This window comes from Chloracidobacterium sp., assembly GCA_016720705.1.
GTDB lineage: Bacteria > Acidobacteriota > Blastocatellia > Pyrinomonadales > Pyrinomonadaceae > OLB17.
The window spans coordinates 1,000,362-1,012,301 of record JADKKB010000007.1; the positions used below are offsets into that span (position 1 = coordinate 1,000,362).

The 11,940-nt window shown below is 52.5% G+C and carries 13 protein-coding genes; 9 read left to right on the forward strand and 4 right to left on the reverse strand.

Annotated elements, in window-relative coordinates:
- The 9 genes from IPQ00_11735 to IPQ00_11775 all read left to right on the forward strand — a co-directional run bounded on the left by IPQ00_11735 (position 1) and on the right by IPQ00_11775 (position 7,762).
- Entirely contained in the window at positions 1-411 is a 411-nt protein-coding gene (locus IPQ00_11735) for a hypothetical protein (protein MBL0241227.1), read from the forward strand.
- Between the two features lie 85 nt (positions 412-496).
- A complete protein-coding gene (gene efp / locus IPQ00_11740) occupies positions 497-1,060 on the forward strand; it encodes an elongation factor P (GenBank protein MBL0241228.1) in 564 nt (187 codons plus the stop codon).
- Positions 1,061-1,139: 79 nt separating this feature from the next.
- The gene (locus tag IPQ00_11745; GenBank protein MBL0241229.1) at positions 1,140-2,456 is read left to right on the forward strand and encodes a 3-deoxy-D-manno-octulosonic acid transferase; all 1,317 of its coding nucleotides are present in this window, start codon (positions 1,140-1,142) and stop codon (positions 2,454-2,456) included.
- Positions 2,453-3,646: a glycosyltransferase gene (locus IPQ00_11750; protein ID MBL0241230.1), complete on the forward strand. Its 1,194-nt coding sequence runs from the start codon at positions 2,453-2,455 to the stop codon at positions 3,644-3,646. Before IPQ00_11745 ends, IPQ00_11750 begins: the two co-directional genes overlap by 4 nt.
- Before the next feature lie 3 nt (positions 3,647-3,649).
- Complete coding sequence (locus IPQ00_11755) at positions 3,650-4,132, forward strand: AtpZ/AtpI family protein (protein ID MBL0241231.1); 483 nt, start codon at positions 3,650-3,652, stop codon at positions 4,130-4,132.
- Between the two features lie 72 nt (positions 4,133-4,204).
- Positions 4,205-4,618 carry an ATP synthase subunit I gene (locus IPQ00_11760; GenBank protein MBL0241232.1) on the forward strand — a complete coding sequence of 138 codons (414 nt, stop codon included), beginning with the start codon at positions 4,205-4,207 and terminating at the stop codon, positions 4,616-4,618.
- 14 nt (positions 4,619-4,632) lie between these two features.
- The gene (gene atpB / locus IPQ00_11765) at positions 4,633-5,538 is read left to right on the forward strand and encodes a F0F1 ATP synthase subunit A (protein ID MBL0241233.1); all 906 of its coding nucleotides are present in this window, start codon (positions 4,633-4,635) and stop codon (positions 5,536-5,538) included.
- 226 nt (positions 5,539-5,764) lie between these two features.
- Positions 5,765-6,079 carry an ATP synthase F0 subunit C gene (locus tag IPQ00_11770; protein ID MBL0241234.1) on the forward strand — a complete coding sequence of 105 codons (315 nt, stop codon included), beginning with the start codon at positions 5,765-5,767 and terminating at the stop codon, positions 6,077-6,079.
- A 147-nt stretch (positions 6,080-6,226) separates the two neighbouring features.
- Positions 6,227-7,762 (forward strand): serine/threonine protein kinase, encoded by a 1,536-nt coding sequence (locus tag IPQ00_11775; GenBank protein ID MBL0241235.1) that lies wholly within the window; start codon positions 6,227-6,229, stop codon positions 7,760-7,762.
- A 7-nt stretch (positions 7,763-7,769) separates the two neighbouring features.
- On the opposite strand, the gene IPQ00_11780 is transcribed toward IPQ00_11775, so the two are convergent.
- From IPQ00_11780 to IPQ00_11795, 4 genes are read right to left on the reverse strand one after another with little or no spacing between them, the layout of a single operon-like run.
- Positions 7,770-8,723, reverse strand: coding sequence for a MoxR family ATPase (locus IPQ00_11780; GenBank protein MBL0241236.1), 954 nt, complete (start codon positions 8,721-8,723; stop codon positions 7,770-7,772).
- An 8-nt stretch (positions 8,724-8,731) separates the two neighbouring features.
- The gene (locus IPQ00_11785; protein MBL0241237.1) at positions 8,732-9,484 is read right to left on the reverse strand and encodes a sulfite exporter TauE/SafE family protein; all 753 of its coding nucleotides are present in this window, start codon (positions 9,482-9,484) and stop codon (positions 8,732-8,734) included.
- The gene (locus IPQ00_11790) at positions 9,484-10,863 is read right to left on the reverse strand and encodes a DUF4350 domain-containing protein (protein ID MBL0241238.1); all 1,380 of its coding nucleotides are present in this window, start codon (positions 10,861-10,863) and stop codon (positions 9,484-9,486) included. Before IPQ00_11790 ends, IPQ00_11785 begins: the two co-directional genes overlap by 1 nt.
- A gap of 9 nt (positions 10,864-10,872) precedes the next feature.
- A complete protein-coding gene (locus IPQ00_11795) occupies positions 10,873-11,940 on the reverse strand; it encodes a DUF4129 domain-containing protein (GenBank protein MBL0241239.1) in 1,068 nt (355 codons plus the stop codon).

Below are 11,940 nucleotides of genomic sequence, written 5' to 3' on the forward strand. Positions count from 1 at the left end.
ATGAGTGCACCAACAATTAAACTCGCCCTGTTGACCGTCACGATGGTCGCGGTGACCTTGATGTGCACCGGCGAATCCTCAGCCCAAAGCGTTAGTCGCATAAGATTTGCCCGCGGAGCGGTGAGAGCGGTAGCTGTCGGCTCACTGAACGGGTACAAAGATAGACGAACTTTTGTGATCAAAGTGCGCTCCGGGCAAACGATGACCACGGCACAGGTCGGCGGACTGCCGATCACCGTCACTATCATTAAACCGGACGGTGAGGAGTACGATGCGGATATGGATCTGTCGTGCCACAATCGCCACGAGGTGACGCCGACCGAGGCCGGCGACTACCGTTTGGTCGTGACCGAGTGCACGAAAGCTGATCGTTGGCGTGGCAAGTTTAAGTTAGCTGTAACCGTTCGCTAGACAAATCGGCAGACAGAAAATAAACTTACGTCTTCGCTGCTGATCGGTGCAGTGGCCGATCAAAAAAGGAGTTTTTCAGCTATCTATGGCAATTTCAGCAAATGATATAAGAAAAGGGATGGTCATCCTGCACGAGGGTAGTCCCGTCAAAGTAATGGAGTTTCACCACCATACGCCCGGCAATCTGAGGGCTATGGTTCAGGCTCGGCTTCGTAATCTGCTTACAGGAAACTCGTTCGAATACCGCTTTCGTTCAAACGACACACTCGAAAAGATCACGCTGGAGCAGCATAAGATGGAATATCTTTACTCTGACGGATCGCATCATCATTTTATGAACACGGAAAGCTACGAACAAGTAGCTCTGACCGAAGAAGAATTGAGTGATGCCGCCCAATGGCTAATGCCCGGTCTCAAGATCGAAGTCGAGTTTTATAATGGCACACCGATCGGCGTGGCATTACCGGCAACAATGGATCTTACAGTCAGCAGGACTGATCCGCCGCTTAAAGGCGCGACCGCCTCGAATTCGAATAAACCGGCTACGCTCGAGAACGGAGTCACACTTTCCGTTCCGCCGTTTATTGTCGAAGGCGAAAAGATCCGTGTCAATCCAACGGAAGCACGGTACATGGAACGCGTAAAATAGCTTTCCTGTCCAATACTATAATGCCGGAGTCCGAACTTTTTGTATAAGGCAGCGGACTCCGGTTTCTGATATCTGGACAATGTTTTTCCTCTACAGCATCATTTTGACGATCGCCTTCGTGGTGCTGCTTCCGCGATTTATCTTCGATGCCATTTTTAACGGCAAATACGCTTCAGGGTTAACTCAGCGGCTCGGATTTCTGCCGGCATTTATCCAAGATGGCCGTCCGGTAATTTGGGTACATTGTGTTTCCGTGGGCGAAACTAACGCTGCACGACCGCTGATCCAACGATTGAAGAGCGATCTTGCACCATTTCGCCTGATCGTTTCCACCACGACACGAACGGGACAGCAACTTGCACGACAAGTCTTTGCTGAGCACGCTGAAGTTATTTTTTATTTTCCGTTCGATTGGAAATTCAGTGTTCGTCGTGCCCTGCGCAGATTCGCACCTTCGTCGGTGTTATTGCTCGAGACTGAACTTTGGTTCAATTTTCTGCGTGAGGCTAACAAGAGCGGAGCAAAGGTCGCGATCGTAAACGGCAGATTGTCAGAACGCTCATATAAGCGTTTCGGCTATCTCAAGAATTTTATGCGGAGAGTTCTCTCGTATCCGGATCTTGCATTAATGCAGTCTAATCTGGACGCCAAGCGGCTAATGGCTCTCGGGATGCGTGCGACAAAGCTCAAGGTGACCGGCAATATGAAATTCGACCAGACGGTCGATGATGATGGGGTGTTGGCAACCGAATTTCGCACCCGATTCGGAATTTCAGGCGACGTGCCGCTGATCGTTGCCGCCAGTACACACGATCCGGAGGAAAAGTGGCTACTCGAGGCTTTCAAACGGGTTTGGAAATCCGCCGCCGGAACATTGCCGCGGCTCCTCATCGCTCCCAGGCACCCCGAGAGATTTCGTTCAGTCGTCGATTTGATCAAAGGTTCGGGATTCGGTTGGGCACGTAGATCTGAAACTGCCTCAAGCCGGGACCTTAATGCGGAAGTGATCATCCTGGACAGCATTGGCGAGTTGCGGTCCGCATTATCGCTGGCGGATATAGTATTTGTCGGCGGCAGCCTGATCCCGCACGGCGGTCAGAGCATACTCGAGCCCGCCGCCGCCGGAAAGGCTATAATCACAGGTCCGCACACTTCGAATTTTAAGGTTGTTGTCGACGAGTTCTTAAAGCAAGACGCTCTGATCCAATTGTCTCCGTCCGCCGACAGTGAAATAGTCGATCAGCTTGCCGCCGCCATTTCTCAACTGCTCGATGACCCCGAACGTCGGCGGGTATTTGCCGACAATGCCGCAAAGGTGATGGCAACAAATCGCGGAGCAACGCAGAAGACGGTCGAGTACCTCAGAGAACTAATTGACGATCAGGGTGGGAAATGACCTACGTTTTCATTATTTTAGCTTCTGTCCTGATCTATTTCAGCGTCAAATCACTTCACGGCGGTTTCGAGTATCTGCAATTCTTTCGGCGTTCACTCGCCGATCGTTCTGATCAATTTACCCCTTTCGCGTCGGTCATCGCACCGTGCCGCGGCATCGATCAAGGGATGTCTGACAATCTGCTGGCATTGCTGACCCAGGATTATCCGGACTACGAGGTTATATACGTCGTTGATGACGCGGATGATGAGGCCGTTCCTTTGATCGAGCGTGCTGCCGCCGAATTTGCCAATACCAAACTCGTCGTCGCACCCCGGGCGGTCGGATCGAGCCAAAAGGTCGAAAATCTACGCGAAGCTGTAACGCACGTTCGTGACGATTCGCACGTATTTGTGTTTGTCGATTCTGATTCCCGCCCGTCCAAGTCGTGGTTGAGTAATCTTATTGCCCCGCTTTCTGACCCGAATATCGGAGCAGCGACCGGATATCGCTGGTTCATTTCGCCAAATCCGACGTTTGCCTCTGAACTCCGCTCAGTGTGGAACGCTTCCGTGGCTTCGAATCTCGGGCCGGACACCGCAAAAAATTTCTGTTGGGGCGGAGCGATGGCCATTGCCCGTTCGACATTTGAACGCGTCGGAATGCTCGAGAAATGGAAAGGTACACTCTCAGACGATTTCACAGTCACTCGAGGAATGCGTGATGCCAAACTGCCGATCGTCTTCGTCCCCGAGGCATTATCAGCCTCAGTTGAAAACTGCACTTTACGCGAAATGGTAGAGTTTACGACGCGCCAGATGAAGATCACGCGCGTTTATGACGCCCCACTTTGGACGTTATCATTTATCGGATCCGGATTATTCTGCTTGGTAATGTCGGCAGCACTATTGATCGCCATCCTTTCATCACTCAATGACGCGATCGTGTGGTTCAGTATTGCCACTTTGGCGATCGTCTCGATATGCAGCGTCGGGAAAGCGTGGCTTCGGCTAAATGCTGTAAAGCTAGTGCTCACGGAATATCAAGTAGAGCTTGACCGCCAGTTCTTAAGTCAGATCACGCTCTGGGCGTTGACGCCTATTATATTTTTTTATAATTCGGTGGCAGCTCTTTTTTCCAGACGTTTGCTTTGGCGCGGAACTCAGTACATATTGAAATCACACCGTGAAACTGTCATCATAGCCGATTAGAGAATGGACGAAACTAATAAAAATGCAAGCGGGTCCGAAAACATCGATGACGCCGATCTCAATGAATGGCTCAATGATTGGCCGATCGACGCGGCAGACCCCGACCATCTCGACTCTGCGGTCGACACCGCTCTGGGCGGGGGAGAATTAGATGGAGTTTCGACGCCGGCGGCCGAACCGCCATTTGAAACACCATTTTTACCGATCGAATACACTCCCATCAGCCAGGATGAAACGATCCGCCGCACCGGACTTGCTTGGTCCGCCGGTATAGTGTTTTTTGCGTCGATCGCGTTCACGCTTTTTCTGGGTTGGCTCGCTGACCTCGTCTTAGGAAGTTCGCCTTGGGGATTGGTGGGCGGGATCGTTCTTGGGTCGATTATTGGCTTTATCCAGTTTTTTAGACTCACTTCGCAGATTTTCGGTTCCGGGAACTCAAAACCGGTAATAAAATCCCTGCTTTCGCACGATGATGACGACAATTAACCCCTTGACCCGACGAGCTCGTCTCGTGATGTTGAATTTTCCGCAATATCTTTGTAAAATGTAGGTTTTGTGATGGTCGACGACCTTGATCCTTTGACATCCGAACAACCCTTGCCGCCTGAGCTGTCTCAGCGGAGGATATTGTTCATAATGGGCGCGGTCGTGTCGGCCGGAACAATAGTCGGTTCGATCTTTGTATCAGGCAAATTTGGGGCAGCCGCGTTCTTAGGCGGAGTAGCGTCGATCCTCAATTTTTTTTGGCAAAGGGGTTCGACTAAGGCACTTTTTGATTCGACTGCGGGCGGAGAACGACCGTTATTATTGGCGATCAGATATTTGTTACGATACGTCGTTCTTGGTGCCTTTGTAGCATTTTTCTATTTCACCGGATTGTTACCGGTCACAGGGATAATTCTCGGGCTTGCGTCATTTGCGCTTGCCGTGGTCGTTGAGGGCCTTTTAAGTATTTTTTATAGTTCTAATTAGCGGGAATATTTGCGATGTTTTTATTTTCAGAAGGCGGCGGACACCATACGCCATTGATCGTCGAGTTTATCAACCACTACGTGGGCGAGCCGGTCTATCATTTCCAAATGGCATACACGCGGCCGATCTGGGTGGCGTTTTTCAATAAATTTGGCACGACACCGGAAAAGGTCTTTGCCTCAGAATATTCGCCTCAGACCGCGATTCCGTGGTACACGGTAATGTTTGTGATCGCGTGCATACTGACCGTTGTTGCCGTCAGGCTACTCAAAGGCCGACTCTCGGACGATGACCCCAAACCCGGCCAGTTGACGCTTGAGGCCGGCTATCTTGCGATCAAGGGCCTGGTGGTCAGCGTGATCGGTGAACACGGATTCAAGTACTTTCCGGTTGTGGCCACATTCGCCATTCTGATCTTGGTCTCCAATCTAATGGGGCAATTCCCGTTGTTTATGTCACCGACCGCATCGGTCAACGTGACGTTTGCTCTGGGCATATCGTCGTTTGTCTATTACAACTACGTCGGCATTGCAGAAAATGGAATTTGGGGACACCTCGGCCATCTGGCCGGCCCTAGACTGCCGATCCTATTGACGCTGGTCATTACGCCGCTTATATTCGCGATCGAGCTGATCAGTAATTTGATCAGGCCGTTTACACTCGGTGTACGACTTTTTGCGAATATGTTTTCCGACGAAAAGGTATTTCTCGAGATCACAAATCTTGCACCGCCGATTACGCACTTTGTTCTGCCGTTGGTTTTAACAATGCTCGGCGTGTTCGTTGCTTTTGTGCAGGCATTTGTGTTCACACTTTTGTCGACGATCTATCTCAGCGAAGTTTCGCACGCTCATCACGATGAACACGAAGATGAGCCCGGCGTTGAAGCTCACGGCGAAGCCGTTGTAGCACACGCGTAACGATTTGAGGGCCGCACAATACGGCCTCAGCAGACCGAAGACCTCGTTATTCGGACATTTGAAAACTTGCGTTTTATAGCAACTATGCCCGCACGCATCAGGAGCCTTGGACTCTAATGAGTATAAAATCCATGTGCATACCGGAAGTGAGGCGAACTTATACCCCGCAAGCAGGTTTTTAAGTGCGAATGCCGGTGTCTTCTATTTAACAAAACAGGAGATAAAGATGAACAAACTTAAATATTTATTTTTCGCAACGCTCGCGTTGGCTCTGACGGCTATCCCGGCTATGGCTCAGGCCGCTGCTGCTGACAACGAGTCGACCGTGCTCACTGCCAAGGCTCTCGGCGGCGGTATCGGATTCGGCTTGGCCGCCGGTATGGCAGCTATCGCACAGGGTATCGTCGGTTCGCGTGCCGCGGAGGGTGCTGCCCGCAATCCTGGTGCAGCCGGAACTGTTCAGACGATGATGATCATCGCGTTGGCTCTTATTGAGTCACTCGTGCTGTTCGCTCTGCTTATCGTCTTCGTTAAGCTCTAGATCGAACTATGTTTACCACATCTACGGGCGAGGTCCGATCGGGCCTCGCCCGTATTTTGTTTGGTTAAGCATTGTGGTAAAACAATATGGGAGCGTTCGAGGCAAGAAATATGCAACTTGCCGTAAGTAAATCCGTTCTAATATCTGATGATTAGCGATTTTATTGGAAAGATCATTGCGGGCAAATTTCGTATCGATTCGTTGGTTCGCGAAACCGAGGTCGGCGACTTTTATCGAGGCACAAATCTGACGACCGGCGTACCGGCTACGATCAAGATACTGGCCCCGGCAATGGCGATCGACCAGAGATATATTGACCGATTTATGCGAGACGAAAAAGCGGCGGCGGCCGTTTCGCATCCGAATATCCTGAACAATCTCGAGATCGGGCTCGACGAGCACGGAACACCTCATTCGGTCTACGAAGGCATGGACGGTGGCCTGCTTTCGGCATTGATCCGGGAAAAGGGCCAGTTGCCCGTCACTGACGCGATAACTATCGCTAAACAAGTAGCGTCGGCATTATCTGCCGCCCACGCCGCCGGATTGGTCCATAGCGGGCTCAATCCTGACAAAGTATTCATTGATTCGGACGTGAGCATCTTTGCAAAGGTGTTTGATTTTGGCTCACGCACTCACGCACGCAATTCGATGTCAGCGGTCGGTTACCTTTCGCCCGAGCAATGTGTCACGCCACCGTCGTTTGACCAAAGGTCTGACATTTATTCGTTAGGCGTTATGTTGTACGAAATGCTCGCGGGCGAGCGGCCGTATAACGGGAGTACTCCGGCCGAGACCATTGCAAAGCAATCCGCCGAACCGCCGGCGCCTTTGGCTGCGTTCAGACAGGACCTTCACCCTCAGATCGAGCCTGTGATACTGAGTTCGATGTCACGAAACCCCGAACTCCGTTATCAATCGATGGCAGATCTTGAGGAGGATCTCGCAAGGATCGGCAGCGAGATAGGTGCGGACATTCCAACTGTGACAGCGGCTCATACAGCACCGCCCGTTGCGGTAGTCGGTCGGAATAAGTGGCAGACGGCGGCTCTGGCGATCACCGGCGTGGCGATACTCGCGGCCGCGTTGATCTATGTGACCTCCGTGAGACAAACAAACCCGACGGCCAGCCTGGCGCCGGATGCTAACAGTTTGCCGGTGCAGCCGATCAATCCGGCAACCGGAGCTCAAGAGGACGCACTTACAAAGCTAGGCGACTTTGGCGATGCATCACTTGTGCCAAATGGTTCGATGGAATTACCGGGAACGATTCCGGGGGGCGATGGATTTAACGCCTGGGGTAACAGCGGAATGCCGCCTGCCGGCGCACCGCTTTCGGGTTCCGTTGTACCCGGTCCGCCCGTTGGCGGTCCGCAGCCACCGCAATATATTCCACCCGGCGGTCAGACCGTAACGGTCGACCCGAACGGCGGTAGTGTTTTTATGCCGAACGAAGGCGGCGTGATACTCGTGCCCGTGCCAAAATCTGATGAGCCGGCACCGACCCCGACTCCGAAGGCACCTGCGGCGAATACCGCCGTGAAACCGACGCAACCTGAGCCAAAGGCCTCGCCGGCGGTAATCCCGTCGGGCGTGAAGCCTGAAACACTGGCACCCGCACAAAAGCCGGCGGCGAGACCTGCCAAAAAAGCCCCGCCCGCCAAGAAGACGAACGAGGATTAAGAATTGATCATCTCGGCACTTCGACAGATTTAATTATATCAGTGATAACGATGTCGGCAGACGAACCGTCTAGCTCGGCCTCCGCACGGAGTGCGAGCCGGTGACGGAGTACCGGCAAAGCAACGTCCCGGACGTCGTCCGGGGTGGCAAAGTCACGGCCGCGAATGGCCGCCAATGCTTTTGAGCAAAGCAACAGAGCGATCGATGCACGCGGACTCGCCCCATAGAGTATCGACCCGTGATTTCGAGTTTTGCGAACAATCTCGACAATATACTTTTGAACACTCGCTTCCGTACGCATATTGCGGACCTCCATTCGGCAGTGTTGCAACGCCGAAGGGTCGCCAAGCGGAAGTATTTCCATGCGCTCGAAATGCCTCGAATTAAACCCGGCATCCCAACGTGCTACGATCTCGGACTCTTCGGCCTGTTCGGGATAGTCGATCAATATTTTGAGCAAAAAGCGATCGAGTTGGGCTTCGGGCAGCGGATATGTACCTTCGTATTCGATCGGATTTTCGGTCGCCAGAACGGTGAAAATAGGTGAGAGCGGATGCCGGTCACCGTCGATCGTAGTTTGCCTTTCCTCCATCGCCTCGAGCAAAGCCGCTTGGGTCTTTGGCGGTGTCCGGTTGATCTCGTCCGCGAGGAGGATATCGGTAAAAATCGGGCCTTGCCGCAGACTGAATTCGGACGTCTGCATATTAAACACATTTGTGCCTGTGATATCGGACGGCATCAGATCCGGCGTGAACTGGATACGCGAATAGCCCGCGCCGACTGCGGCGGCGAGAGTTTTGATTATAAGCGTCTTGGCCGTTCCCGGCACGCCCTCGATCAGAGCGTGGCCCTCAGCGAGAAATGCGACGAGGATCTGTTCGATAACGTCGTCCTGCCCGACGATCGTTTTGCGCAATTCGTTAACTATGTGGGCAACTGTTGATGGTGTGTAAGTAAGCATCGTAAAAGTCAAAAATAATCGTAGAGTATCTTAATCGCCAATAACAAGACCGTGAAGAGAAAAATACGTTTTAGCCAGACGTCGCTCATTTTTGTCGTATAGTATGCACCGACGTAAGCCCCGACAAACATCGTCACTCCGAGTATGAGCCCAAGTTTATAATCCACTAAACCTTGCCACATAAATACGGCCGTGGCAATCGTTGACGAAACCACGTTGATCAGTTTGGTCGCAGCGATCGATTGGGAAAATGTCATCCCAAAAAATGCCACAAGTACGGCAGTTAGCATCGTCACATAACCCCCGCTGAAGAGACCGCCGTAAACTCCCAAAATGAACGTAAGGACAAATGTGACCGCGAGCGACTTGCCGGTCACGGACGACTGCGGATCGACGCCGGAGTCACGCTTGACCAAAATAAAGATCGAAACTGCGATCATAGCGACCGAAACTATTAGCTTCAGCCCTTGATCGGTAATATAGCCGACCAGTATCGCTCCCAATGCCGAACTTGCTAGCGTTATCAATAATAATGGTGAGATCCGCCTGACGTCGATGGTACGGTTCCTCAAAAACGGGATGGTGCCGCCAACGGACATAAAGACCAGCGCGAACATATTGGTTGCCACCGCGATCCTCGCCGGGACGCCAAATTGAAACATCACCGGCACCGCTATCAGGGAATTGCTGCCGGTGACAACGCCGACCGCACTTGTCAGCAGATAGATGATGACCAGCAATATCAGATCGATGTTCGGCATCACTTTTCAACTGGCTCCTTTCGCAGGCCGAGTTTGTACTCGAGCTTACGGATCGACCGGACGCAGTCCAGAACCTCATTATTGTTCGTCGGTTTGCCGGCCGAAATCTCTTCGCACTTAAATAGCAATTTTTCAATTTCAGTGCGATCGATCGAGGATCTTTCTGCGATCGCCGCGGCAAGATCGCCGTGTGTCGCTGAATAGAGATCCATTCCCAAAAGCCTTACCGATCGGCGGCGAAAGTCACTGTAAATATTTTCGATCGCGAGGTCTAATGCCCGGGTTCGCCGCTGCAGTTCGGCCATCGCACCGACATATTCAAGTTTTGATAAACGATCCGGTTCGGCATATGGGACGGGGCGACCAAATCGTCTGCTGCGCGAATAGAATATCGCACCGACCAACACCAGGCACTGGAAAAAAATTGCGACGATCGGAGTTCCGGCAAAAAACTCTAACAGGCGATTATTATTGGAGCCAAACCCGTGATGATACTCATCGATGGCGATCAGCCCACCGCCGCTTTCCGCTATGTTGACGGCTAATTTAGCATTGTCGGCGATTCCGATCCCGCCATTTGCGACGATGTACGGATCAGCGAGAATGACGATCTTTCCGGCCCCATACGGCATCTCGGTCAAGACATTGCTCCCACCGGAAATGAGTTGGACGACCGGTCCGGCTGACGACGGCTCGTCGGTATCCTCTTCGGAGGCAACGTCCTTTGGGTCCTGCTCAAATGGCGGCTTCGGGCTGAAGGTCGGTGACTGAGTTTTGATCTTTTCCGATGGTGTAGCCGACGTGGAGATCGCTTCTAATTCTATCGCGGACGCAAATTGCGAAAACTGGACGGCATTCACGCCCAGTGTCAGCCGACTTGGTTGGACTGGTTTCGCGGCGGCCGTGGACGCGGTCATCTTAGCCTGATCGGATGGGTCGGTATCAAGTATCGCGATCAAGTTCTGCGGTACGACCGCGACTTTCCATTTCGCAGTCGTCGTGACCAGTCTCTCGACCGGTTCACGGTCGATCATCACAAGCCGGCCGCCCTCAGCCACCCATCGCAAGAGTCCGGTGACCTCCTGGTCGGCAAAGTCACGGCGACGCGGACCTATTATGACAAACGTCGTCGGCGCATCTACCTTGCGGGCGACGAGATCATCGGCCGGAGTCTGCCAGCGGATGACCTTTCGGCCGGTCTCGGTGAGTAAGGTATAGAATGCCTGCGTACCGGTCGGGCCGGGGTTGTAAGAGGAGCGATTCGGGGCGGCTTCGCTTTCCGGAGCTTGCTGCTTTTGTGTATACGACGCGGCATTTAGGCCGACGAGGATCGCAGCAGCTAGTATGAAAACCGTGATAATGAACAGTTTCTGTTTCACTCGTAACGTCTAGACTTCGCTTACCGTCTTTTGGTATTGCTCTCGAAATTCTTCCCACTCTCGTTGGTCCGCCGTTTGCGAACCGTACCAATGCCGCTCAAAGCTCGCCGTGATCCGCTTCATATTTTCAAAAAGTCGGTTCTTTTTACGAATATCCGAGAGGTAATCGCGGTTGGTCTTGTGGCGTGCAAGACCGATCACCTTTCGATCCGCCAGATCGCATAATAGTGCGACATAGCCCTTACGAATAGCTAGGCGCAACTCACCGTCGCGGGCAAATCTCTCCGCTTCAGCGAAAAGGTCGGCGGCCGACTGATCCGCCGATACGCGTTCACCGAGGATGATGCGATCGTCAGTCGATTTACGTTTTCGGCGGCCAAACCGTGGAGCGAAAAACGGCAGAAATCGATAAAGTAGAAATCCCAGCACCACCGCCAGAACGCCGTAGAGCAGGATCTGCAAGATGGTTGCAAACGAACCGACATCGGACGGTGCGTTAGGACTGATCTCGACCTCCGGAAACATCTTTGCCAACCATTCAAGAAATTCGCGACGCCATTTCTGAAACAGGCTCTCGCCTTCATCCTTTGGTTTTTGATATTCCTGACGCCTTAGGATCTCTGCTATCTTTTGCTTCTCGTCGTCTTTGGTGGTTGATCCGGAAGTTGCATTGGTCAAGTCGGTGACGGCGGCCTCGACCCCGAGCAAACGGTCCGCGACCCTCTGGACTATCTCATCTCGATTCGCAATATTTGCTTCGTTCAAGTAAAGATCGAGGTCATCGTGCAGCCAACTGTTGTTGGTTTCGACGGCACCGGCCCCGACTTCGATGGTCTCCGTGCGCGGTATCGTTCGCCGTACCGAACTCACTCGCTCAAGCACCATAGCCCTGAATTCGTCGTCCGTATAATCGACCTTACTGAGCGTCAATATTGATTCACGAGCGGTTACCAGACGCGTCCTGTAATCGCTTAGAGACGCTCCGAACACTTCGGCCGTCAGCGTTATCAGAATCAGAAAAATTGCCGCGGGAACAGCATTTTTAGTCGTCAGTCTTTGTCGGCACGACAATTTCAT